Genomic DNA, 23,692 nt, shown 5'->3' with positions numbered 1-23,692 from the left:
GTGGACGAATACTTCGCGCCGGCTCCTGGTCGAGGCCACGAATCACCCCCGAAGAAGGGGCTGTTGATTCCGTTTCCCCTCCCCCCGTTCGGCTGATGGGGGATCATATGGTGAATTGTTGAGGTGGGGGATGACCCGCCGCACCGCGGTCTGTCACGGCCGGGCGCGCGCGGCGGCGCGGCCTTCGGCACGACGTGCCGGTGAGGGGCCCCCACTCCACGTCTTCCATGGGGGTGGACATGCCCGTTGGGGCACTGGCGACGGCCTCCGTCGTCGCCACACAGCTCAACGAACTGGCGGCCAAGCCGGGGCTCGGCTCCCGTCGGGACGAGCTGAAGTCGCTGGCCGACGCCCTCCAGGGACTGGGTGACGGCGACATCGAACCCTGGACCGAACTCGACCTCCTCCAGGCCTACGCCCGGCCGGAGAGCGTGAGCGCCGCCCTGGCCGAGACACCGGAACACCGGGGCTGGGCCCTGCTGGAGGTCGCCATCGGCACCCTCGTGTTCCTGCCGCTGTTACTCACCTGGTTCGGCCTCAGCCGAGCCGCGGACGCCTACCGGACACTCATCGGCGAGGACCCGAAATCCGCCGCCCGCCCCTTCCTGCAACTGTGGCAGTCCGGCTTCGAGGGCCGGCTGGCCGACTGGTCCACCTTCGGACACGTCGCAGGATCCGCCACCGCCGTCATCCTCCTGCTGTGCCTGCTCGCCACCGTGCACGGGGTGCGCAGAACCCGTACGGAACACCGGGCCGACCAGGCGCGACGCACCGCCGACGAACTGCTCGCCCTCCTCGTCCCGCTGCTCACCCGGGCCCAGTTGCTGCTCAACGAACAACGCCTCTCCTCTCCCCGACGGTTCACGGCGGAGCTCACCGGGGCCGCCGCGAACCTCGGCAGGCTCGGCGACAACGCGGTGCGCGCCCACCAACAGCTCGGCGCGGTCGCGACCTCGCTCGCCACGTCGGTCGAGGCGGCGAGCACCCGGCTCGACGCCCTCGACTCGGCCGTGCTGCCGCTGGAGCGGGCCGTCGCCCGGGTCGAGGCCGCCGTACAGACGAACACCGGCGAGGTCGGTCGGGCCGTCGCCGCGCTCACCGACCCGCTGGAACAGCACACCTCCCGCCTGGAGACCGTGGTCAGCGGCAACGGGACCATGCTGCGCAAGGCGCTGGAGGACGTGCGCGAGGTCAACGGCGAGGTCCGCGACGCCCTCGGCGCAGCCGGTGAACGGGTCGAGGACTCGGTGACCACCCTGGCCGCCGCGCAGCGCTCGTTCACCACCGGCACCGAACTCGCCGCCGACGTCACGGCGCGGGTCCTGCACCGCCTCGGCGACGTCACGCAGGACACCGCGGAGGCCGTGGCCCTCGCACAGCGGGCGGTGCTGGGTCTGGAGGAGCAGACCGGCGCGCTGCGGCAGGCCGCCGAGCGGTTCGCCGAACTGGCCCGGGCGATGGCCGGGGCGGCGGACGTCTCCGCCGCGGCGGCCGAGGCCAGGACGCTCGTCGACACGCGGTTCGTCCACGACGCCCGGACCGGCCCCGCCCCCGTGCGCGCGCGGGCCGTCGGGGTGGACCTGGCCAAGGAGCACGACGCCCACGCGCACCCGCAGGACGATCCGACCCGGACGGCCCGACGATGAGGAGGCCGCCGCGGCCGCGGTTCAACCCGCTGACCCTCGCCGGCTGGTTGTTCGCCGACATGCTCCTGGTCCTGGCCATGGTCGCGATGGGCGACCGGGGCGACCCGGTGAAGGCGGCCGAGGCCTCCAGCGCCGGGAGCGGAGCCTCGCCCCGACCCGACGCGACACCCGGCGCGAGGCCGAGCCCCACTCCCTCGGGGCCCCGGTCCGTGGAACGGCGGGCGGTGACGTTCTCCTTCGACGCCGACTCCTCCGACACCGAGCGCATCGTGGGGCAACTGCGCGCCAGGACGAAGGCGCACGACGGCCGCACCGCGGCCTTCGTCCTGACCTTCGGCCGCAGCCCCCGGGTCGGCGACGGCGTGGACTACGCCCGCCACGTCAACGCCCTGCTGACGAAGGCCCGCCCCGCGATGTTCACGGGCGCCACCACCCGGGACTTCTTCGTCCAGGGATCCTCCGGCGACCACGCCGACATCGAGATCTACTTCTACACCTACTGACAGCCCTACTGACAGCCCGAGCCGTACACCCCTCGGAGGCGCGAGACCGTGCAGATCCTTCCCTTCTACCTGGTGTGCGACGAGTCCGGCTCGATGGCCGGCCCGTCGATCGACAGCATCAACCGCGCCCTGCCGGAACTCCACAAGGAGATCAGCAGGAACCCGGCGGTCGCGGACAAGACCAGGTTCTGCCTGATCGGGTTCTCCGACGACGCCACCGTCCTGCAGCCGCTGGCCGACCTCAGCGACCTGGACACGCTGCCCGCCCTGTCCGCGGGCGGATTCACCGCGTACGGGGAGGCGTTCCGCACGCTCCTGCGGTGCATCGAGAACGACGTCGCCCGGCTCAAGGCGCAGGGCCACGAGGTCTACCGGCCCGTCGCCTTCTTCCTCTCGGACGGCGGCCCCACCGACGAGGACTGGATGCAGGCGCACGAGGAGCTCAACGAGGCCCGTTACCGGCCGAACATCATCGCCTTCGGCATCGGGGAGGCCGACCGCGCCACGATCGGCCACGTCGCCAACTTCCGCGCCTTCATCCAGGACGACAAGACCGTCTCCCCGGCCGCCGCGCTGCGCGAGTTCGCGTCCAGCCTCACCCGGTCGATCGTACGGTCGGCCCGCAGCATCCCCGCCGGTGGCAACGGCGTGTTCAGCCTGGCCGTGGACGACACGGTGCCCGGCTTCTCCACCGTCTCCCTCGACAAGCTCTGAGGCCGGGCATGCGAGAGGAGACACCCGACCCCGCGCACGGCCCGAGGGGCGCGACGCACACCCGGTGGCCCGCCCCGGCCGCCTCCGTCGAACCCGAACCGTTGGAGCTGCCCCGCGAGGTGACCGCCGAGTCCGAGCCGGCCGCCGAGCGGCTCCACGCCCCGCAGCCCGTTCCCGCACCGCGGGAGCCCGCCCCCGCGGTGGTCCCCGAACTCGCCCCCGCGGCGGATGCCGGGCGGGCGCCCGCCGTGCTCGGCGACCCGCCGTTCAGCGGGCCCAAGCCCCCGCTCTACGCGCCCGGGCCCGGGGCGCCGGTCGGGGCCCGGGCGGACGTGGACGGCGCGGTCCTCCCGGACACCGTCGTCGACGGGGCGACCCACGGGTCGTTGACCGTTCGGGCCGCGTCCGTGCGGGGCGACTCCCACCGCTACCACGCGGAGCCCCGGCAGGACGCGGTGGTGGTGGTCCGGTTGGGAGGGCCGGACCCGGGCGAGGACGGCGGGGTGCTCCTGCTGGGCGTCGCGGACGGCGTCGGCTCGGCACCGCGCTCGCACCTCGGATCCCAGCTCGTGTGCCGCGAGATCGTCCGCTTCCTCGACGAGTACGCCGGGGAACTGGCGCGGTCCCTGCGCACGAGGAACGAGAAGGCCCTCACCGCCGTCGTGAACTCCGCCGTGGGCAGCGTCGCCGAGTCGCTGGTGCGGGCGGCCACCACCGCCGGCCACCGACCCGGCGACTACGCGACCACCCTGCGCGTGCTGCTCGTCCCGCTCGATCCCGCGGTGCGTCACCGGGCCGTTTTCACCGTCGGCGACGGCGGCGCGGCGCTCCTGCGGGACGGGACCTGGTACCTCGACGTGGTGGGCGCCGCGGACGGCGAGGGGTCCGGGATCATCGACACGCGCACGGCGGCCCTGCCCACCACGCGCGTCGCCGAGGCGCACCTCTTCGGTCCGGCCCTGCCGGGCGACGTGTTCGTCCTGTGCACGGACGGCCTGTCGACGCCGCTGGGGGGAGAGGAGGGGATGCGCGGCTTCCTCCGCGGGGCGTGGGGCGGGCCCCCGCCCGGACTGCCCGACTTCCTGTGGCAGCTCCAGTACCGGGTCAAGTCCTACGACGACGACCGCAGCGCCGTCTGCCTGTGGGAGGGGGACTCGTGAGCGTCATCGACGGCGCCGACGTGGCGCTGTCCTCGCTGGACCCGCTCGACAAGGTCGGTGACGGCGGTCAGGGCGAGGTGCGCACGCTGGCCGGTTGGCCCGGCCTGCTCTACAAGAGCTATCGGGAACCGCACCGCGTCGCGGGGGACTCGCTGACCGCGCTGGTCTCCGTACGGCTCGGGCTGCGGGCCGACGAGCGCGACCGGTTGGACGCGTCGACGGCCTGGCCGCTGTGCCGCGTCGTGGACGCCGGCCGGGTCACCGGGTTCCTGATGAACGAGGCGCCCGCCTCCATGCGGTGGGCGACGGGGGACGGCTCGACGAAGCTGACCGAACTGGCCTTCCTGCTGCGCCCGGGGAAGGCCGCCTGGCAGGGGGTCGTCCAGCCGTCGCCGGCCGAGCGATTGGCCCTCGTGGTCGCGCTCGTCGAACTCGTCGACCGGCTGCACGCGACGGGCCTCGTCTTCGGCGACCTGTCGGAGGCCAACGTGCTGTGGACGGTCCGCCCCGCGCCCGCCGTTCACCTCATCGACTGCGACGGCGCCCGCCTGGTGGGCGCCGAGCCGGTGCTCGCCCAGGCGGAGACGCCGGACTGGAACGACCCGCTGGCACCGGCCGGCGCGGCCACCGTGGACAGCGACCGCTACAAGGTCGCGCTGGCCGTCGGCCGGATCCTCGCGCGGGACGCGTACGCGGCTCCGGGCCGCCCGCTCGATCCGCTGCCCGGGGTGCTGGACGAACGCCGGGAGGAGACCGTGCGCGGGCTCTACGAGAAGGCGGCGGGCGGCCACGGGACCCGGCCGGACCTGGGGCAGTGGCGCATCGCGCTGGCCGGGCGGCGGCAGATCGCGTTGGAGGCGGGTCGGCCCCGCGAACGGCCGGTCCTCGACCCGCGCAAGTTCGACGGGCCGCGGAGACGGGGGAGCATCAGGCTTCGCGACTGAAGCTCCCCGCGACCCGCCCAACGGGCTGCTCCATCCGGCCGAGACCCTTCGAAAGGCAGCTTGGGGGGCCGAAAGTCCCTTCGCCCCGATCAGGTTCGTGAAGTTCTTCACAAGGAAAAAGGGCCCAGTGCGTCAAGGTGGGGGTCGTTCGGGCCCCTCAGGGGGTCCACAGGCCCGTTTCATGCGAGCGTTCGTGCGAATTGCGGCCGGCGGCGAGGGGGGTCGGTAGGTATCCACGAACCCGGTGGTCTACTCCGCTCGGAGGCCTTCAGGCCAGTTCAGGACTGGTGTACAACGTCTCCCGTTACACCGCGGTTCCCGTTTCCCGCCATGACCTGGGTCACGTGGGCGGCGCAGTGTAGCAGAGGGTGGGTAGCACCTTGTGAAGGGGCTCACGAGCGTCACCCCTGGGGGTGCTGGATACTCGTTCCATGAGCACCACGGAGCGTCCCAGGATCCTCGTTGTAGGAGGTGGGTACGTAGGCCTGTACGCAGCCAAGCGCATCATGAAGAAGATGCGCTACGGCGAGGCGACCGTCACGGTCGTCGACCCGCGCTCGTACATGACCTACCAGCCCTTCCTCCCTGAAGTGGCCGCAGGCAGCATCTCGCCTCGGCACGTCGTCGTCCCGCTGCGACGCGTGCTGCCCAAGGCAGAGGTCCTCACCGGCCGGGTCACGACCATCGACCAGGACCGCAAGGTCGCCGTCGTCACGCCGCTGGTCGGCGAGGCGTACGAGCTGCCCTTCGACTACCTGGTGATCGCGCTCGGCGCCGTCTCCCGCACCTTCCCGATCCCCGGCCTCGCCGAACAGGGCATCGGCATGAAGGGTGTCGAGGAGGGCATCGGTCTGCGCAACCACGTGCTGGAGCAGCTCGACAAGGCCGAGTCCACGACGGACGAGAACGTCCGCCGCAAGGCCCTCACCTTCGTCTTCGTCGGCGGCGGCTTCGCCGGTGCGGAGACCATCGGCGAGGTCGAGGACATGGCCCGCGACGCCGTGAAGTACTACACCACCATCAAGCGCGAGGACATGCGCTTCGTGCTGGTGGACGCGGCCGACAAGATCCTCCCCGAGGTCGGGCCGAAGCTCGGCACCTGGGGCAAGGAGCACCTCGAGTCCCGCGGCATCGAGATCTACCTGAACACCTCCATGGACTCCTGCGTGGACGGCCACGTGGTGCTGAAGAACGGCCTCGAGGTCGACTCCAACACCATCGTGTGGACCGCCGGCGTGAAGCCCAACCCGGCGCTCGCCCGCTTCGGCCTGCCGCTGGGCCCGCGCGGTCACGTGGACGCCGAGCCGACCCTCCAGGTCAAGGGCACGGACTACATCTGGACCGCCGGCGACAACGCCCAGGTTCCCGACATGGCCGCCCGCAAGGCCGGCGTCGAGAACGCCTGGTGCCCGCCGAACGCCCAGCACGCGCTGCGCCAGGCCAAGGTCCTCGGCGACAACGTCATCTCGGGCATGCGGGGCTTCCCGCAGAGCGAGTACTCGCACTCCAACAAGGGTGCGGTGGCGGGCCTCGGCCTCCACAAGGGCGTCGCGATGATCGTCATGGGCAAGATGAAGATCAAGCTCAAGGGCCGGCTGGCCTGGTACATGCACCGTGGCTACCACGGCATGGCCATGCCGACCTGGAACCGCAAGATCCGCGTCTTCGCCGACTGGACCCTCGCGATGTTCCTCAAGCGCGAGGTCGTCTCCCTCGGAGCCCTGGAGACCCCGCGCGAGGAGTTCTACGAGGCCGCCAAGCCGGCGCCGGCCCCGGCGGCCACCGCCGCACCGGCCGCCAAGGCCAAGGCCTCCTGACCCGGCGCGCTCCGGCAGGATCCTGAGCACGACCAGCACGTCCCCGAAGGGGCTGCCCGCCATCCGTGGTGCGGGCGGCCCCTTCGGCGTTCCCCCGGATTGTCCGGCGCCGGAAATGGGTAGGTCGTTCGGTCGAAACTTCCGGAGGTGCCCACCATGACCGACGCCGCGCCGCGGCTGGCCGCTCTTGCCGAGACCCTGCTGGGCACGCCCCTGCCCGTCCGCGTACGAGCCTGGGACGGGAGCGAGGCCGGTCCGCCGTCCGGGCCCATTCTGGTACTGGCCAACCGGCGCGCCCTGCGCCGCGTGCTGTGGAAGCCCGGGGAGCTCGGACTGGCCCGGGCCTGGGTCGCCGGCGACCTCACCGTCGACGGGGACCTCTTCGAACTGCTGGACCGCGTCGCCGGTCTCCTCTGGGAGGCGGACCCCGCGCCCGCCCGCCCCGCGGTGGAGCCCCTCGTGGGCCTCGGCAAGCTCGCCGCCCTGCGCCCCCACCTGCCCGCCCGGGCCGCCGCCGCCTCCGGCTCGGCCGCCCTGCTGCGCGACCCCGAGGCCCGGGCCGCCCTGCGCGAACTCCTCGCCCTGGCCCGGCCGTGGCCCGCGCCCGCCCCGCCGCCCGAGGAGGCCGTCCGACGCTCCGGGACCCGCCACACCAAGGGCCGCGACCGCGACGCCATCAGCCACCACTACGACGTCGGCAACGAGTTCTACGAGCGGGTGCTCGGCCCGTCGATGGTGTACTCCTGCGCCTACTGGAGACCCGGCGGCACCCTGGAGGAGGCCCAGCGGGACAAACTCGACCTGGTCTGCCGCAAGCTCGCCCTGGAGCCCGGACAGCGGCTGCTCGACGTCGGCTGCGGCTGGGGCTCCATGGCCCTGCACGCGGCCCGCGAGTACGACGTCCAGGTCACCGGCATCACCCTCTCGCGCGAGCAGGCCGCGTACGCCCGCAAGCGGGTCGCGGAGGAGGGCCTCGCCGACCGGATCGAGATCCGGATCCAGGACTACCGGGACGTCAAGGACGGCCCCTACGACGCCATTTCCTCGATCGGGATGGCCGAGCACGTCGGCGCCGAACGCTACCGCGAGTACGCCCGCACCCTGCACGCGCTGCTGCGCCCCGGCGGGCGACTGCTGAACCACCAGATCGCCCGCCCGCCGGAGCCCGACGAAGAGGCCTACCGCATCAACGAGTTCATCGACGCGTACGTGTTCCCCGACGGGGAGCTGTCCCCGGTCGGCGGCACCGTGGGCGAACTCGAACGCGCCGGCTTCGAGGTGCGCGACGTCGAGGCGCTGCGCGAGCACTACGCACTCACCCTGCGGGCCTGGGTCGCCCGCCTGGAGCGGCACTGGGACGAGGCCGTGCGCCTGACCTCGCCCGGCCGGGCCCGGGTGTGGCGGCTGTACATGGCGGCCTCCGCGCTCGGCTTCGAACACAACCGGCTCGGGGTCAACCAGGTGCTCGCCGTCCGGCCCGGACCGAGGGCCGAATCGGGACTGCCGCTGCGCGCCCGGGAGTGGGGCGCGCCGCAGGCCCCGTGAGCGGCGGACGACGACGAAGGGCCCCGCGACGGTGAACGTCGCGGGGCCCTTCGCCCTGTGGCCCGCCAAGGCCTCGGACCGCGGCCGGGCTACTCGGTCTTGATGGCGGTCAGCATGTTCAACCGGGCGGCGCTGCGGGCCGGCCACATGGCCGCCAGCACGCCCACCACGCCGGCGAGCAGGAGGAAGATGCCGATCCGGTCCCACGGGAGGACCAGCGCGTAGTCGGGCACCGTCTCGGTGAGGGTGGAGCCGACCGCCCAGGCGAGGAAGATGCCGATGGCCACACCGAGGAACGCGCCGAAGAGCGAGATGACCACGGCCTCCAGGCGGATCATGTTCTTCACGCGGCTGCGGTCCAGGCCGATCGCCCGCAGCATGCCGATCTCCTGCGTCCGCTCGAAGACGGACATGGCCAGGGTGTTGACCACGCCGAGCACCGAGACGATCAGCGCCATGCCGAGCAGGCCGTACATGACGTTCAGAGCGGTGTTGATCATGCCGCCCATCTCGTTGCGCATGTCCTGCTGGGTGGCGATGGAGATGGCCGGGTTGTTGCCGAGGGCGTCGAGGACGGCCTTCTCGCCGGCCTTCGACTCGCCGCCGACGGCGTTGACGTACACCTCGGGGATGTACGGGGTCTCGGTGTGCGGGCTGAGGATCTTCTCGTCGAGGACGTACGGGGAGAGCAGGCCCTCCAGGTCCTTGTAGACCGCGCCGACCTTCAGCGAACCCTTCTTGCCGTCGTCGTACACGACCTGGAGGGTGGAGCCGACCGTCAGCCCCTTCTCCTTCGCCGTCTTCTCGGCCACCGCCAGCTCGCCCTTGGCGAGGCTGTCCAGGGAGCCGGTGACCACGTCGATGTTGAGCAGGTCGCCGATGGCCTTCGGGTTGACGCCGGAGGCCGCCTTGAAGTCCTCGCCGATCTTCAGCGCGTCGGCCCGCTGCGGGGAGACCGCCTTGATGCCGGGCGCCTTGGCCAGGGCCTCGGCGACGGACGCGTCGAGGCTGCCGCCACCCATGGCCATGGAGACCTTGTAGTCGGCCTTCAGCTTGTCGGTGCTCATCCGGTCCACGGCCTTGCCCATGGTGATGCCGAGCACGGACAGGGTGGTGACCAGGGTGAGGCCGATGGCGAGGGAGGCCGCGGTGACGGCGGTGCGGCGCGGGTTGCGCACGGCGTTCTGCGCGGCCAGCTTGCCCGGTACGCCGAAGACCTTCTCCAGCAGCGGTCGCACGGCGGCGATCAGCGGCCGGGACAGCAGCGGGAGCAGCACGATCAGGCCGATGAGGATGAAGAAGGCACCGCCGCCGATGAGGTACCGGCCGTTCTCGCCGCTCACCGACACACCACCGAGGGTCATCGCGAAGCCGATGAGGCTCAGGACGCTGCCGCTGATGTTGCGCAGGAGCAGGGACTTGGCGTCGGCCGGCAGGTGGGCGCTGCCCATCGCGGCGACCGGGGGGATCCGACCGGTGCGCCACGCGGGGAACACGGCCGCCACCGTGGTGACGAACACGCCGATGACGAGCGCCGCGATGATCGTCGCCGGGGCGATGACCAGGTCACCGGCCGGGATCTTGGCGCCGATGGAGTCCATCAGGGACCGCATGCCGATCGCCAGGCCGACACCGGTGACCAGGCCGATCGCCGAGGAGATCACACCCACGACCAGGGCCTCGGTCAGCACCGAGCGCACGACCTGTCCGCGCTTGGCGCCGACGGCGCGCAGCAGGGCCAGTTCCTTGGTGCGCTGGGCGACCAGCATGGTGAAGGTGTTGTAGATCAGGAAGATGCCGACGAAGAGCGAGATCCCGGCGAACACGAGCAGCATCGTGCTCATGCCGCTCATCTGGGCCTTGATGTCCTTGGCCTGCTCCTTGGCGAGCTCGGCGCCGGTCCGGGCCCGGGTGTTCTTCTCGTCGAGCAGCGGCTTGATGTCGGCCAGCAGCTGGTCGGAGGAGGTGCCCGCCGCCGCGCTGACGGACAGCTCGTCGAAGAAGCCCGGCTTCAGGTACAGCTGCTGGGCGGTGGCGGTCTCGAAGAGGACGAGGCTGCCGCCGGCGTTGACCTGGCCGTCCTCGGTGGTGAAGACGCCGCCGAGGACGTACTCCTTCACCGGGCCGTTGGTGGCGACGCGGACCTTGTCCCCGACCTTGTACTTGCCCTTGGTCGCCGTCTCCTTGTCGAGGGCGACCTGGTTCGCGACGGTCGGACCGGAGCCTTCGACGAACGTGTAGGACGGGTCCTGGCCGCCCTTCGCCGGGGCGAAGTTGGAGCCCCGGTTGGCCCAGCCGTCGCCGATGAGCCTGCCGTTCTCGTCGCCGACGCCGGCGAAGCCGGAGACCCGGGCGGAGACGGTGTCGACGCCCTTGACGGCCTTGACCTTGTCGACGGTCTGCCGGCTGATGCCGGGATCGCCCTCGCGGACACCGTCCTGGTTGCGGCCCGCGCCCCACGAGGTCACGGAGACGGCGACTTTGTCGAAGCTCTTGGCGGACTGGCCCGAGAGGGCCTTGCCGAGGGTGTCGGTGAACACGAGCGTGCCGGACACGAAGGCGACGCCGAGGGTGACGGCGAGCACCGTCATCAGCAGTCTGGCCTTGTGCGCGAGCACGTTGCGCAGGGCGGTACGGAACATGGTGGAGGATCCAGGTGTCGGGGGCCGGCGGAGGACGTGCGGAGGGGAAGTCCCTCAGCTGGTGCGGCCCTTGGCGTCGAAGGCCTTCATGCGGTCGAGCACCCCGTCGGCGGACGGGTCGATCATCTCGTCGACGATCCGGCCGTCGGCGAGGAAGATGACGCGGTCCGCGTAGGAGGCGGCGACCGGGTCGTGGGTGACCATGACGACGGTCTGGCCCAGCTCGCGGACCGAGTTGCGCAGGAAGCCGAGGACCTCGGCGCCGGAACGCGAGTCCAGGTTTCCGGTCGGCTCGTCGCCGAAGATGATCTCGGGGCGGGAGGCCAGGGCGCGGGCGACCGCCACGCGCTGCTGCTGGCCGCCGGAGAGCTGGGTCGGGCGGTGCCCGAGCCGGTCGGAGAGACCGACCATGGAGATCACGGAGTCCAGCCACTGCTTGTCGGGCTTGCGGCCCGCGATGTCCATGGGGAGCGTGATGTTCTCCAGGGCGGTCAGCGTCGGCAGCAGGTTGAACGCCTGGAAGATGAAGCCGATCTTGTCCCGGCGCAGCTGCGTCAACTGCTTGTCCTTCAGGGAACCCAGCTCGACGTCGCCGATGCGCACGGAGCCGGCCGAGAAGGTGTCCAGACCGGCGACGCAGTGCATCAGCGTCGACTTGCCGGAGCCGGACGGGCCCATGATCGCGGTGAACTGGCCGGCGGCGAAGTCGACGGACACGTTGTCCAGCGCGACCACCTGGGTCTCGCCCTGGCCGTACACCTTGGACAGCTGGGTGGCGCGGGCGGCCACGGCCTGGGTGGTGTGCGGGGCGTAGTTCATGGTGGTCACGGGGACTCCTGTCGAGCAAGGGTGCTGCGGTGTGGCGGGACCCTTCCATCCTCGCCGCGCACCCCACCGCTCCGGATCAGCCGAGGTGCCCGTTCGTGGGCCCACTGGAGTCTGATCACCGGCCCGGGCTTCTCCTCCTCTGGTATGACAGGGGGCGGTCGCGGAGAGGGGCCGCGCCGGCGGTGCCGGGCACGCCCGGGGGTTGCCCCGGAACGTTTTCGGGTGCCCCGGGAGCCTTCCGGGGAGTTCCGGGGGCCGGTCGTCCGTCGACCGTCGCGTCGACCGTCGCGCCGGCCGTTCGGGGGCGCGGATCGGTCCGGGGTGGCGGACCGGTGGCGACCGGGTGGCGTGCGGCGGCGAAATCCCGTCATTCCCATCGCGGGGGTGATCGTCGTCGGGAAGGTGCCGACAACGCGTTATCGGGCCTGACGGTCCCTCAAGCGCCAATAAAATCAGACAACATCGGGCAGAAGCCCAGGTCGGGGCAGGGGCGTTCCGGATAGGGTCGACGCAGCGTTGAAGGCTTTTTCCACGGGGGCCGCCACGCCCTGCCCGGATGGTGGAATGCAGACACGGCGAGCTTAAACCTCGCTGGCCCTCGGGCCGTGCCGGTTCAAGTCCGGCTTCGGGCACGACCACGCTCTGTGCGGACGGGAAACACGCGAACGGCGGGGGTGCCCTGGGGGCGCCCCCGCCGTCGTCCTGTCGGGACGCGACCACGACCGACCGACGACCCTGCCCCACCCGGGTGTTCGGCCGTCCCGTGCCCGACTCCGCCCGCCACGGGCCCCGTTGACGGCCCTGCCCTCCGAGCGTGCCCCGACCCGTGCGCGCGCCCGCACCCGCCCGCCCGCCCGCCCGCCCGCGCCCGCCCGTTCGTCCGTCCCGGGCGCAGATCTCGCCCGACCGCCCCTCCCGCGGCGGTGGTCGGGCCTCCGCGGTCGAGGCGCCTCGACCGCGGGGCGGGTCGGTGAATGCGGGCCGTGGGTCGAGGTCCGGGAAAGCGCCCTTTCGGATGTGTCGGAATGCCCCGCGATTCGACGGGCCTCGAATGGCCGGGCGTTTCGGACCGGGGATATCGGGCGATACGCGGATCGCGCGGATCAAGGACGCGACGGCCCGGCGCCCGAGCCGCTCCGGAAGGGCGTCACGGCCGGTCCGCAGGGCATCGCAGGCCTTGCGGCCGTATGCTCCGACGTCCCGGTCGCCCCGCGCGGGCCGGGGTCCCGCTTGCCCTTTTTGGGCTCCTGTGAGAGGGGGAAAGATCCTCCTCCAGCAGTAGGGTGATTCCTTTGCTAGCGCATTACTCTTGTTGCTAAGGCTGCGCACGGTGGCCATGGAGGAGTGAGATGAGGAGCAGTAACCCGGTCTTCTCGCGACGGGGGTTCAGCCGCGACAACGGCGGCTACGCGGGCTTCGACGCGCAGCAGGCGCAGGCCGGGACCGCGACCAACCCGTACGCGACGAACCCTTACGCCACGGACCCCGCCACGGGGATGCCGCAGGCACCGGCGCGTTCCGGTGCGATGACCATCGACGACGTCGTGAGCCGTACGGCCATGACGCTCGGCGTGCTCACGCTCACCGCGACCATCGCCTGGCTCGCCCTGCCGGTCGACGCGGCCAACCTGAACAAGTCGTACGGCATCGCCATCGTCGCGATGCTCATCGCGTTCGGCCTGGCGCTCGTCCAGTCCTTCAAGCGCAAGGCCTCGCCGGCGATCATCCTCGCCTACGCGGCCTTCGAGGGTGTCTTCCTCGGCGTCATCAGCGCCGCGGTGAGCACCTACATCAGCTCCGGCGTGGTCATCCAGGCCGTGCTCGGCACGCTCTGCGTCTTCGCCGGCGTGCTGTTCGCGTACAAGATGCGCTGGATCCGCGTCACCCGCCGTTTCTACGGCTTCGTGATGGCGGCGGCCATGGGCTTCATGCTGCTCATGGTCGTCAACCTGCTCTTCTCGGTCTTCGCGGGCGGCAACGGTCTGGGCTTCCGCAGCGGCGGCCTCGGCATCCTGTTCGGCGTCATCGGCATCATCCTCGGCGCCTGCTTCCTCGCCCTCGACTTCAAGCAGGTCGAGGACGGCGTGACGTACGGCGCCCCGCGCGAGGAGGCGTGGCTGGCGGCCTTCGGCCTCACCACGACCCTGGTCTGGATCTACCTGGAGATGCTGCGGCTCTTCTCGATCCTCTCCGGCGACGACTAGTCGTACCGGCCACAGGCCCCCGGGCGGACGCCCACACGGCATCGGGAAGGCCCCGCGAGCACGATGCTCGCGGGGCCTTCCCGCGTACGCGTGGGGGATGCGGAGCCGGTCGGGGACTCGGGACGGTGACAGGGGCAGGGGCGGCGACGGTGACAGGGGTTCAGCCCAGTCTGCGGGCGGCCCTGCGCAGGTCGTACTCGTGGATGATCGCCTTGGCCTGGCCGTACGACAGTTCGTGCGCGCCGCGCAGCCAACTGACCTTCTCCTCGAACCGGACGAGGGAGGGACCGTCGTCCACGGCGCGGAGCCAGTCGGAGAGTTCACGACCGGTGGTCAAGGGGATTCTGTCGATCATGTTGCGGTGTGTCTGCTCGGAGAACTCTACGGACATGGGCGCCTCCGGAGGTATCGCCGTGTTCTCTTCACGACACCGTGCCTCAGCGTTCGCCCGTTGGCAATGGTGCCCGGGCGCCGCGTAAGGTCGGCCGGGTGCTCGATACCTCGCCCCTGACCCTCGTGGTCGAACGTTTCGCCGACCGGCTGCGGGCCGCACCGCAGAGCCGACTCCAGCGCGGCGCCGCCGCCGAGGCGCTGGAACTGGCCCGCGAGTTGGCCGTACGGGCCCAGCGGCTGGAGTCCGCCGCGAGCGCCGCGGGAGCGGGGGCGGCTCCGGCGCGTGTCGTTCCGGACGCGGGCCTCTTCGTCGTCGGGGACCAGGTGGCGGTCGCCGGACTGGACCTCGTGGAGGCGCTGCGCGCCACCACACCCGCCACCGACGACGCACCCGCCACCGACGACGCGAAGGCCCCGTCCGCGATGCTGGACGAGGCCGTGCGACTGGTGGAACAGGCGGAGATCAGAGCGATGCGATGACGCGGTCCGCGAGGATGTAGACGTTGCTGTCGGGATCCTCGGAGTCACCGCAGGAGAACGTCAGCGCGTAGGCGCCGGAGATCCCCGAGCCGCCCAGCAGGACCGGCGCGGTGCCCGAACGCAAGGCCTCGGAGAGGCGCTCGGCGGTTTCCCGGTGCCCCGGGGTCATGCAGAGCGTGGTGCCGTCCGTGAAGACGTACACGTCCAGGGTGCCCAGCGGGCCCGGACGGACGTCCGCGAGGGCCGTACGGGCCTCCGCGAGCTCCTCCAGGCGGTTCACCGTGCGCTCGTGGTCCGCTCCCGGGTGGGAGGCCTGCACGGGCACGAAGTCGGGGTGCGAGGGGTGGCGCCGACGGGCCGCCGCCAGCTCCGGGGAATCCTCCGGGTACTCGTCGAGGATCTCGTCGCCCAGGAGCGGCTCCAGGCCCACCATGTCCGCCTGCCGGGGCAGGAAGACCGGGTTCTCCTCGCCGAGCCCCGAAAGGCCGCCGAGCAGCGAGGGGGCGTCGGCGGCGTCACGGGCCTCCTGCGCGGCCCAGAAGGCCCGCGCCTCGGCCAGCTCGCGCTCGCGCTCCTCGGCGAGGGCTTCGGCCACGGCGGCTCGTATCTCCGCCGCGGGGGACTCCACGGCGCTGCGGGCATGCGGGACGGTCGCACCGTGCGGGTGCGACGACACGACGAGCTCGCCGCGCAGGGCCGTGACCTGCTTTCGCAGTCCGTGTACGGCGTGCAGCGCAGCGGCGCCCACGGCCGTGGCAGCGGCCGTGGTCAGCAGCAGGGCAAGAGACATGGCGCTCACTGACTAACTCCCGGTTGATTCGATCCCCCGACTTCCTACATCAGCTTGACCTCTGCTGGGAATGGCAGGCAGTGCATTACGTCATGAATTGGACAGGTCTTTGGGCCCTGTGGCCTCCAGTGGGTACCGTCTGACCTGCGCAAACGCCAAACCCCCGGGACAAAGGTCACATCCTGGGGGAGATTCGGTCACAGCTCGGCCGCGACGGGATTAGATTCGGCGTCAGTACGGCGGGCGCCAGGCGGCGGAAATCCTTACGGCGTCTGGGCGCCGAGCTTGATCAGGTGGGCGCCGGCCCGAAGCGGGAGCCTGCGACGCCGTCGCACAGCGTCCCGAGCCCACTACCGCACGGCCTGACCACTTTTCGCCCCCGCCCCGCGCCCCGGCGATCCGGACGGAGCGAAGGGCCCCCTCGACGCGAGGGGGCCCCTGTTTCGCCGGGTCGCCGCTCCGGCTCGGCTCAGTCGCTCGGCTCAGCCGCTCAGCTCAGTCGCTCGATCACCATGGCCATGCCCTGGCCGCCGCCCACGCACATCGTCTCCAGACCGAACTGCTTGTCGTGGAACTGCAGGCTGTTGATCAGGGTGCCGGTGATGCGGGCACCGGTCATCCCGAACGGGTGACCGACGGCGATGGCTCCGCCGTTGACGTTCAGCTTCTCCAGCGGGATCTCCAGGTCCCGGTAGGAGGGGATGACCTGGGCCGCGAAGGCCTCGTTGATCTCGAACAGGTCGATGTCGTCCACCGTCAGACCGGCCCGCTTCAGGGCCTGCTTCGACGCCTCGACCGGCCCGAGACCCATGATCTCGGGGGAGAGGCCGGTGACACCGGTGGAGACGATGCGGGCCAGCGGGGTCAGGCCCAGCTCGCGCGCCTTCGTGTCGCTCATGATGACCAGCGCCGCGGCGCCGTCGTTCAGCGGACAGCAGTTGGCGGCCGTGACCAGGCCGTCCGGGCGGAAGACGGGCTTCAGACCCTGGACGCCCTCCAGCGTGACCCCCGCACGCGGCCCGTCGTCGGTGGAGACGACCGTGCCGTCCGGGGTGGTGACCGGGGTGATCTCGCGGGCCCAGAAGCCGTTCTTGATGGCTTCCTCGGCCAGGTTCTGGGAACGGACGCCGAACTCGTCCATGTCCGCGCGGGTCACGCCCTTGACGCGGGCCAGGTTCTCGGCCGTCTGCCCCATCGAGATGTACGCGTCCGGAACCAGGCCGTCCGCGCGCGGGTCGCGCCAGGAGGCGCCCTCGCTCTGCGCGACCGCGGCGGTGCGGGCCTCCGCGTCGGCGAAGAACGGGTTGTGGGTGTCCGGCAGGCCGTCCGAGGAGCCCTTCACGAACCGGGAGACGGTCTCGACGCCCGCCGAGATGAACACGTCGCCCTCGCCCGCCTTGATGGCGTGCAGCGCCATCCGGGAGGTCTGGAGCGAGGAGGAGCAGTAGCGGGTGACCGTCAGGCCCGGCAGGTGGTCCATGCCCATCTGCACGGCCACGATGCGGCCCAGGTTGTGGCCCTGCTCGCCGCCCGGAAGGCCGCAGCCCAGCATCAGGTCGTCGATCTCGCGCGGGTCGAGCCCGGGGATCTTGGCCAGGGCGGCCTGGATGATCTGCGCCGTCAGGTCGTCCGGGCGGACGTCCTTGAGCGACCCCTTGCCGGCGCGCCCGATGGGGGAACGGGCGGTGGAAACGATGACGGCTTCGGGCATCGGGACTCCAAGGGGTGCGTTGCGGCTCGTGTCGGACCGCATGTGAAGTTACCGGCCCGTACGGTCGAGGTCACCGGCCTCGGCATGTGATGAGGGCCGCACTGCGCTCACGGCGGGTCCCGCGAGCCGGATCCGGACGCCGTGCACCCGGACCCCCGGGCCGATCGGCGGCCCGGCAAGATCCTGAAAGGGCGGCCTACGCGCCCGTCCGGCTGCCGGAGAGACCCGCCGGCGTCTCTCCCTCGCCCGGCTGGCCGATGTCCGGATCGGTCGGCACCCGCCGACGGCGCCGGTGCTTGAGCAGGGCCCACGGGCCCCGGGCCGCCGTGACCTCCGTGCCGGCCTCGCCCGCCGCGGCGGACGCCGCCTTCGCCACCGGCAGCATGTCCTCGTCGCGCGAGACGTCGAGGCGGTCGGACTCCGGCCACAGGCCCAGCGCCGCGCACAGCGTCGGCAGGACGGCCATCGCGGCGGTCGCGTACCCCTCCGCCGACGGGTGGTAGGAGTCCGGTCCGAACATCTCACGCGGGTTCGCCGCGAACTCGGGGCCCAGCAGGTCCCCCATGGAGACCGTACGGGCGCCCAGGGCGAGGACACCGATCGTCTGCGCGGCGGCCAACTGGCGCGAGACCCTCCGGGCCAGCATGCGCAGCGGCTGGTAGACGGGCTCGATCGTGCCCAGGTCGGGGCAGGTGCCCACGACGACCTCGGCCCCCGCCAGCCGCAGCCGACGGACGGCCGCAGTGAGCAGCCGGACCGACTGGGTGGGAGGCATCCGGCGCGTCACGTCGTTCGCACCGATCATGATCACGCAGACGTCCGGGGCCGGCGAGCCCGCCTCCACACCGTCGAGGAGGAGGCCCACCTGCCGGTCGAGGTCGTCCGACATCGCCCCCGACAGGGCCACGTTGCGCAGCTCCACCGGGCGCTCCGCCACCGCCGCCAGCCCCGACGCCAGCAGGGCGCCCGGGGTCTGGCGGGCCCGCCGCACCCCCAGCCCGGCCGCCGTGGAGTCGCCCAGCATGCCCATCCGCAGCGGCCCCGGGCTCATCTCGGGCCCGCCGAACTCGCTCCCGTACAGGCCGTCCGCACGCGGCGGATCCGGCAGCCCGGTGCCCACGGTCCGCTTCGCGAACTGCACCTCCGCCAACACCAAACCCACCGCGGCGGCCCCGACGAGCCCGAGCCCGCCCCCGCCGTACGCCGCGCCCGCCGCGATCCGGCGGGCCGTCCTCGCCCTGGACACCCTTCAAGCCACCTCGCTTCCGTGCCTGGCCTCGAAGACCTACCTGCCCCGTAGTGCCGGTCGGTCAATCCCTTTCCGCATACTCTGGCCGGACCTCCCGGAGAACCCGTGGAGTCCCCTCCTTGGAGAACATGGTGCAATTCCACGACTCGATGATCAGCCTCGTCGGCAACACCCCGCTGGTGAAGCTCAACCGTGTGACCGAAGGGCTTCAGGCGACCGTCCTGGCCAAGGTCGAGTACTTCAACCCCGGCGGATCGGTCAAGGACCGCATCGCCGTCCGGATGATCGAGGCCGCCGAGCAGAGCGGTGCCCTCAAGCCCGGTGGCACCATCGTGGAGCCGACCAGTGGCAACACCGGTGTAGGACTCGCCATCGTGGCCCAGCAGAAGGGCTACAAGTGCATCTTCGTCTGCCCTGACAAGGTGTCCATGGACAAGATCAACGTGATGCGTGCGTACGGCGCGGAGGTCGTGGTCTGCCCGACCGCCGTCGACCCCGAGCACCCGGACTCGTACTACAACGTGTCCGACCGCCTCGCGCGTGAGCCCGGCGCCTGGAAGCCCGACCAGTACAGCAACCCGAACAACCCCCGTTCGCACTACGAGACCACCGGCCCCGAGCTGTGGGACCAGACCGACGGGAAGATCACCCACTTCGTCGCGGGCGTCGGCACCGGCGGCACCATCTCCGGCACCGGCAACTACCTCAAGGAGGTCAGTGGCGGCCAGGTCAAGGTCATCGGCGCCGACCCCGAGGGCTCGGTCTACTCCGGCGGATCCGGCCGCCCCTACCTCGTCGAAGGCGTCGGCGAGGACTTCTGGCCGACCGCCTACGACCCGAACGTGACCGACGAGATCATCGCGGTGTCCGACAAGGACTCCTTCCAGATGACCCGCCGCCTCGCCAAGGAGGAGGGCCTCCTCGTCGGCGGCTCCTGCGGCATGGCGGTCGTCGCCGCGCTCCGCGCCGCCGAAGGCCTCGGCCCGGACGACGTCGTCGTCGTTCTGCTGCCCGACAGCGGCCGCGGCTACCTCAGCAAGATCTTCAGCGACGAGTGGATGGCCGGACACGGCTTCCTGGAGGAGGCGGGCCCCTCCGCCCGCATCGGCGAGGTCCTCAAGGACAAGGAGGGCGGCATCCCCTCCCTCGTCCACATGCACCCCGAGGAGACCGTCGGCGAGGCCATCGAGGTCCTGCGCGAATACGGCGTCTCGCAGATGCCGATCGTCAAGCCGGGCGCCGGTCACCCCGACGTCATGGCCGCCGAGGTCATCGGCTCCGTCGTCGAGAAGGAACTGCTGGCCGCGCTGTTCGCCCAGCGTGCCTCCCTCGGGGACCCGCTGGAGAAGCACATGAGCGCACCCCTGCCGCAGGTCGGATCCGGCGAACCCGTCTCCGAACTCATGGCCGTCCTCGGCGAGGCCGACGCGGCGATCGTGCTGGTCGAGGGCAAGCCCACCGGCGTCGTGAGCCGCCAGGACCTGCTCGCGTTCCTCGCCAAGGGCGCGAAGTAAGCCCGACGCGCAAACGGTACGGGCCCGACACGTGACGGCAGCACCGGCTTAACACGGCCCCGGCACAGTGGTGGTTGTCGGCGAGAACGCGAAACGCTCCTCGCCGGCCCACCGACTGGTGTCGGCGTGGCTCCGGAGCGGCTCCCGGACCGTGACGACGCCATGGACGCGGACGGCCCTGACCCGGCCCGTGTCCATCGCGGGGACCGCCGTCGTCCCGCCCCCGGGCAACCGGGGTGCGGCGGTCCCCGCGCTTATGTTTTTTCGGGTTCCCCGGCCGCGCCCCTTCGGCTCACTCGCCCTGGGGGCCGCGGCGCAGGGACTTCGTCGCGTGGACGAAGTTCACCGCCACGATGCCCGCCCACGCCACCAGCAGGCCCTTGAACCCGGTCTGGACGGCGGCGATGGCGGAGAGGGGGATCGCCAGCACCAGCGTGATGATGGCGAACCCGAAGCGTTCCGCGAAGTTGGTGTCCGGGGAGGTCGCACGGTGATCGCCGCGGGCCGACGCCAGGCGTTCCTCGGCCAGGCGCCGGCGGAGTTGGACGTCCACCTTCTCGACGAAGGAGTCCACCAGCGCGGACTCGTACTCGGGCCCCAGTTCCCGCCGCGCGTCCAGCGTCGCGTCGAGTTCCTTCTTCAGCTCTTGGCGTTCCATGCGCCCAGGCTAGGCAGCGCCGGGCGCCCCGGCACTGGGGCTGGCCCCCGTCTCGCGGAGCGGCCGGCGCTTGCCGTCCTGCATAACCGCATGCAGAGTGCTCGGTGACTGAATATTCACCGGGACGGGGACGGAGGGGGACGGGATGAGCGACAGCCCGGCCGCGCGGCTGCAGAAGCTCTTCGAGGGGCACCGGCTGACGCCGACGCAGCGGCGGATCGCGCACTGCATGGTGCGCGGGGCGGCGGAGGTGCCGTTCCTGTCGAGCGTGGAGCTGGCGGAACTGGCCGGAGTGAGCCAGCCGTCCGTGACCCGGTTCGCGGTGGCGCTCGGCTTCGACGGGTACCCGGCACTGCGCCGACACCTGCGCGAGGTGGCGCCCGTCGGGCAGGGCGAGGGCGGGAGCGCGGACGCGTACAACGAGTACCAGCAGGCGGTCCAGGGCGAGATCGAGAACCTGCGCCGGCTGTCGGCGATGCTCGCCGATCCCGCGCCGGTCGTGGAGGCGGGACGGCTGCTGGCGGGATCGACCCCGTTGCCGGTGCTCGGCCTGCGGGCCGCGTCCTCGCAGGCGCGCGGGTTCGCGTACTTCGCCGCCAAGGTCCACCCCGACGTACGGCTCCTCGACGAGGGCGGCTCCATGCTCGCCGACCGGATCGACGCGGCCGTGACCGCCGGGGCGTCGGCGCTGCTGTGCTTCGCGCTGCCCCGGCACCCGCGGGAGGTGGCGGACGCGCTCGAACACGGGCGGGCGGCCGGGCTGACCGTGGTGACGGTCGCCGACTCGGCGTTCGCCCCCGTGGCCCGCCACAGCGACCTGCTGATCCCGGCGCCGGTCGGAACCGGGCTGGCCTTCGACACGGCATGCGCTCCGATGCTGCTGGGTCGGGTGCTGCTGGAGGCGATGGCGGACGCGCTGCCGGACGCCCAGGCGCGCCTGGAGGCCTTCGACGCCCGGGCCGCGGCGCGCGGGCTGTTCGTGGAGTAGGCGGCGGGGAGCAGGCGCAGGAGCAGGCAGTGGAGTGGGGGCGCGCGGAGGGCGGGTCCGGGTCGCCGCTCAGCGGTAGTCGAGTTCGGCGAGCTCGTTGGCGAGGCGGTCGCGCAACACCGGGATGCGGCCCAGGGCGGGCAGCGCGGTGTTGCGCACGGCGCGCAGGACCGGGTTGCGGGTGGTCGCGACGCGGGTCATCCGGTCGGTGAAGGCCACCACCCGCAGGGCGACGGGGCGGCGCGTCGCCTCGTACGTGTCCAGCCGGCCGTTGGTGAGGGCCCGGCCGAGGGCGTGACCGTCCTGGATGCCGGTGTTCATGCCCTGCCCGCCGGCCGGGCTGTGCACGTGGGCGGCGTCCCCGGCGAGCAGCATCCGTCCGGCCCGGTAGCGGTCGGCGACCCGGTGGTGGACGCGGAACCGGGAGGACCACAGGACCCCGGTGACACGGGCCTGTCCGGGCGCGCGCTCGTCCAGGAGCGCCTGGACGAAGCCGAGGTCCGGTTCGGCCGGTGCCTTGTCCGCGGTGGCGACGATCCGGTAGCGCCGGCCGTCCTCGCCGGGCAGCGGGGCGACCACGGTCAGCCCGGCCGCGCCGAAGGTCAGCGAGACCTCCCGTCGGCCCGGCGTCCAGTCCATGGTGACGTCGGCGAGGGCGAAGGACTCCTCGTACGAGCTGCCGGTGAAGCCGATCCCGGCCGCCTCGCGGACGACGCTGTGCATGCCGTCGGCGCCCACGACGTGATCGGCGCGCAGGGTCTCGCCGGTCGCGGTGGTCAGGGTGACGCCGTGGTCGTCCTGGGTGAGGTCGGTGACCTGGTACGGGCGGTGGACCTCGCCGCCCAGTGCGTGCAGCCGGTCGAGCAGCACCGCCTCGGTCTCGTACTGGGGGACCATCAGCGCGTACGGGTGGGCGGTCCGCAGCCCGTCGAAGGGGATCGCGGTCAGGACGCGGGCGCCGTCGCGGATCCGGAACCGGGTGACGGGGATGCCGCGGCCGATCAGTTCGGCGGAGAGGGCGCCGGACGGGTCCAGCTCGTCGAGGACCTCCAGCGTGCGGGCGTGGACGACGGCCGCGCGGGAGGTGTTGGCCCCCTCGGCCTGCCGGTCGAGGAGCACGAAGTCGATGCCGGCCCGGGCGAGGGTGATGGCGAGCGCGAGGCCGGTGGGGCCGGCGCCGACGACGGCGATCTCGGTGCGGGCGGGGAGTGCGGGACGGGTCACGGGGTGCCTCCTCGGGTTGCCAACGGTTGTTGGCCAACGACTGTTGACTTCAGGGTGCGCCTGCTTCGGTGGCATGTCAACGATCGTTGGCCTACATTCGTTGACATGGCAGCACACGAGGTGGGGAGCAGGGGCGCGCAGACCAGGGCGACGATCCTGCGGGCGGCGCGCGAACGATTCGCCGCACAGGGGTACGAGCGCACGACGATCCGGGCCGTCGCCGCCGACGCCGGCATCGACCCGTCGATGGTCATGCGGTACTTCGGCAACAAGGAGAAACTGTTCGACGCGGCCCTGGCCGTGGACCTGCGGCTGCCGGACCTGGGCGCCGTGCCGGAGTCGGACCTGCCGCAGGCGCTGGTGCGCCACTTCGTCGAGCGGTGGGAAGGGGACCCGTCCGACGACGCGCTCCTGGTCCTGATGCGCTCGGCCGTCACCAACGAGCGGGCCGCGCAGCGAATGCGGGAGACGTTCGCCGGGCAGGTCGCGCCGGCGCTGGCCGCCGCGCTGGGCCCGGAGCGGGCGGCGCGGGTCGCCGGCCTGGTCGCCGCCCAACTGCTCGGGCTGGGGCTGGCCCGCTACCTGCTGAGGCTGCCGGGGGTGGTGTCGCTGAGCGCGGACGCGGTGGTCGCCGGGCTGACCCCGGCGGTGCGCGCGACGCTCGCCGCGTCGGACTGACCCC

The 23,692-nt window shown here is 72.0% G+C and carries 20 protein-coding genes and 1 tRNA gene; 13 read left to right on the top strand and 8 right to left on the bottom strand.

Annotated elements, in window-relative coordinates; genetic code table 11:
• Nucleotides 1-239: 239 nt before the first annotated feature.
• The 7 genes from ACQEVM_RS31005 to ACQEVM_RS30975 all read left to right on the top strand — a co-directional run bounded on the left by ACQEVM_RS31005 (nucleotide 240) and on the right by ACQEVM_RS30975 (nucleotide 8,329).
• Nucleotides 240-1,646 (top strand): methyl-accepting chemotaxis protein, encoded by a 1,407-nt coding sequence (locus ACQEVM_RS31005; protein ID WP_433084459.1) that lies wholly within the window; start codon nucleotides 240-242, stop codon nucleotides 1,644-1,646.
• Nucleotides 1,643-2,149: a hypothetical protein gene (locus ACQEVM_RS31000; protein ID WP_433084457.1), complete on the top strand. Its 507-nt coding sequence runs from the start codon at nucleotides 1,643-1,645 to the stop codon at nucleotides 2,147-2,149. Before ACQEVM_RS31005 ends, ACQEVM_RS31000 begins: the two co-directional genes overlap by 4 nt.
• 48 nt (nucleotides 2,150-2,197) lie before the next feature.
• Nucleotides 2,198-2,863, top strand: coding sequence for a vWA domain-containing protein (locus tag ACQEVM_RS30995; protein WP_433084455.1), 666 nt, complete (start codon nucleotides 2,198-2,200; stop codon nucleotides 2,861-2,863).
• A gap of 8 nt (nucleotides 2,864-2,871) precedes the next feature.
• Nucleotides 2,872-4,023: a protein phosphatase 2C domain-containing protein gene (locus ACQEVM_RS30990; RefSeq protein ID WP_433084453.1), complete on the top strand. Its 1,152-nt coding sequence runs from the start codon at nucleotides 2,872-2,874 to the stop codon at nucleotides 4,021-4,023.
• Nucleotides 4,020-4,967 carry a hypothetical protein gene (locus ACQEVM_RS30985; RefSeq protein WP_433084451.1) on the top strand — a complete coding sequence of 316 codons (948 nt, stop codon included), beginning with the start codon at nucleotides 4,020-4,022 and terminating at the stop codon, nucleotides 4,965-4,967. Before ACQEVM_RS30990 ends, ACQEVM_RS30985 begins: the two co-directional genes overlap by 4 nt.
• Before the next feature lie 431 nt (nucleotides 4,968-5,398).
• The gene (locus ACQEVM_RS30980) at nucleotides 5,399-6,784 is read left to right on the top strand and encodes an NAD(P)/FAD-dependent oxidoreductase (protein WP_267796190.1); all 1,386 of its coding nucleotides are present in this window, start codon (nucleotides 5,399-5,401) and stop codon (nucleotides 6,782-6,784) included.
• A gap of 156 nt (nucleotides 6,785-6,940) precedes the next feature.
• The gene (locus tag ACQEVM_RS30975; protein WP_433084448.1) at nucleotides 6,941-8,329 is read left to right on the top strand and encodes a class I SAM-dependent methyltransferase; all 1,389 of its coding nucleotides are present in this window, start codon (nucleotides 6,941-6,943) and stop codon (nucleotides 8,327-8,329) included.
• A gap of 89 nt (nucleotides 8,330-8,418) precedes the next feature.
• On the opposite strand, the gene ACQEVM_RS30970 is transcribed toward ACQEVM_RS30975, so the two are convergent.
• Nucleotides 8,419-10,971 carry an ABC transporter permease gene (locus tag ACQEVM_RS30970; protein ID WP_433084446.1) on the bottom strand — a complete coding sequence of 851 codons (2,553 nt, stop codon included), beginning with the start codon at nucleotides 10,969-10,971 and terminating at the stop codon, nucleotides 8,419-8,421.
• Nucleotides 10,972-11,025: 54 nt separating this feature from the next.
• Nucleotides 11,026-11,790 (bottom strand): ABC transporter ATP-binding protein, encoded by a 765-nt coding sequence (locus ACQEVM_RS30965; RefSeq protein WP_267796244.1) that lies wholly within the window; start codon nucleotides 11,788-11,790, stop codon nucleotides 11,026-11,028.
• Between the two features lie 559 nt (nucleotides 11,791-12,349).
• On the opposite strand from ACQEVM_RS30965, the gene ACQEVM_RS30960 reads away from it, so the two are divergent.
• Together ACQEVM_RS30960 and ACQEVM_RS30955 are read left to right on the top strand one after the other, a co-directional pair.
• A tRNA-Leu gene (locus tag ACQEVM_RS30960) sits at nucleotides 12,350-12,431 on the top strand.
• 717 nt (nucleotides 12,432-13,148) lie between these two features.
• Nucleotides 13,149-14,003, top strand: coding sequence for a Bax inhibitor-1/YccA family protein (locus ACQEVM_RS30955; protein WP_433084444.1), 855 nt, complete (start codon nucleotides 13,149-13,151; stop codon nucleotides 14,001-14,003).
• Between the two features lie 160 nt (nucleotides 14,004-14,163).
• Here the strand turns inward: ACQEVM_RS30955 and ACQEVM_RS30950 are convergent, their stop codons facing one another.
• Complete coding sequence (locus tag ACQEVM_RS30950; RefSeq protein ID WP_351384444.1) at nucleotides 14,164-14,394, bottom strand: DUF4287 domain-containing protein; 231 nt, start codon at nucleotides 14,392-14,394, stop codon at nucleotides 14,164-14,166.
• 98 nt (nucleotides 14,395-14,492) lie between these two features.
• Here ACQEVM_RS30950 and ACQEVM_RS30945 point away from each other — a divergent pair, with 98 nt between their 5' ends.
• Nucleotides 14,493-14,876 carry a hypothetical protein gene (locus ACQEVM_RS30945; protein ID WP_433084442.1) on the top strand — a complete coding sequence of 128 codons (384 nt, stop codon included), beginning with the start codon at nucleotides 14,493-14,495 and terminating at the stop codon, nucleotides 14,874-14,876.
• Here the strand turns inward: ACQEVM_RS30945 and ACQEVM_RS30940 are convergent.
• From ACQEVM_RS30940 to ACQEVM_RS30930, 3 genes are all read right to left on the bottom strand, one after another.
• Complete coding sequence (locus tag ACQEVM_RS30940; protein WP_433084440.1) at nucleotides 14,860-15,675, bottom strand: hypothetical protein; 816 nt, start codon at nucleotides 15,673-15,675, stop codon at nucleotides 14,860-14,862. The genes ACQEVM_RS30945 and ACQEVM_RS30940 overlap by 17 nt on opposite strands.
• Nucleotides 15,676-16,156: 481 nt before the next feature.
• The gene (locus ACQEVM_RS30935) at nucleotides 16,157-17,377 is read right to left on the bottom strand and encodes an acetyl-CoA C-acetyltransferase (RefSeq protein ID WP_433084438.1); all 1,221 of its coding nucleotides are present in this window, start codon (nucleotides 17,375-17,377) and stop codon (nucleotides 16,157-16,159) included.
• A gap of 196 nt (nucleotides 17,378-17,573) precedes the next feature.
• Nucleotides 17,574-18,623, bottom strand: coding sequence for an SGNH/GDSL hydrolase family protein (locus ACQEVM_RS30930; RefSeq protein ID WP_433084436.1), 1,050 nt, complete (start codon nucleotides 18,621-18,623; stop codon nucleotides 17,574-17,576).
• Between the two features lie 134 nt (nucleotides 18,624-18,757).
• Between ACQEVM_RS30930 and ACQEVM_RS30925 the strand changes: the two genes are divergently transcribed.
• Nucleotides 18,758-20,140, top strand: a complete 1,383-nt coding sequence (locus ACQEVM_RS30925; protein WP_053681514.1) for a cystathionine beta-synthase — start codon at nucleotides 18,758-18,760, stop codon at nucleotides 20,138-20,140.
• A gap of 292 nt (nucleotides 20,141-20,432) precedes the next feature.
• Here ACQEVM_RS30925 and ACQEVM_RS30920 read toward each other — a convergent pair whose 3' ends face one another.
• Complete coding sequence (locus tag ACQEVM_RS30920; protein ID WP_433084434.1) at nucleotides 20,433-20,798, bottom strand: hypothetical protein; 366 nt, start codon at nucleotides 20,796-20,798, stop codon at nucleotides 20,433-20,435.
• 145 nt (nucleotides 20,799-20,943) lie between these two features.
• On the opposite strand from ACQEVM_RS30920, the gene ACQEVM_RS30915 reads away from it, so the two are divergent.
• Nucleotides 20,944-21,786 carry a MurR/RpiR family transcriptional regulator gene (locus ACQEVM_RS30915; RefSeq protein ID WP_351384432.1) on the top strand — a complete coding sequence of 281 codons (843 nt, stop codon included), beginning with the start codon at nucleotides 20,944-20,946 and terminating at the stop codon, nucleotides 21,784-21,786.
• A 69-nt stretch (nucleotides 21,787-21,855) separates the two neighbouring features.
• Here the strand turns inward: ACQEVM_RS30915 and ACQEVM_RS30910 are convergent, their stop codons facing one another.
• Nucleotides 21,856-23,010, bottom strand: a complete 1,155-nt coding sequence (locus ACQEVM_RS30910) for an FAD-dependent oxidoreductase (RefSeq protein ID WP_433084432.1) — start codon at nucleotides 23,008-23,010, stop codon at nucleotides 21,856-21,858.
• Between the two features lie 105 nt (nucleotides 23,011-23,115).
• Here ACQEVM_RS30910 and ACQEVM_RS30905 point away from each other — a divergent pair, with 105 nt between their 5' ends.
• A complete protein-coding gene (locus tag ACQEVM_RS30905; RefSeq protein ID WP_433084430.1) occupies nucleotides 23,116-23,688 on the top strand; it encodes a TetR family transcriptional regulator in 573 nt (190 codons plus the stop codon).
• Nucleotides 23,689-23,692 lie beyond the last annotated feature (4 nt).

It is taken from the genome of Streptomyces sp. CA-243310 (assembly GCF_050936775.1).
Classification (GTDB): Bacteria; Actinomycetota; Actinomycetes; order Streptomycetales; family Streptomycetaceae; genus Streptomyces.
Note: the sequence above shows the minus strand (reverse complement) of the source record. Positions and strands in the feature narration are given on the sequence as shown.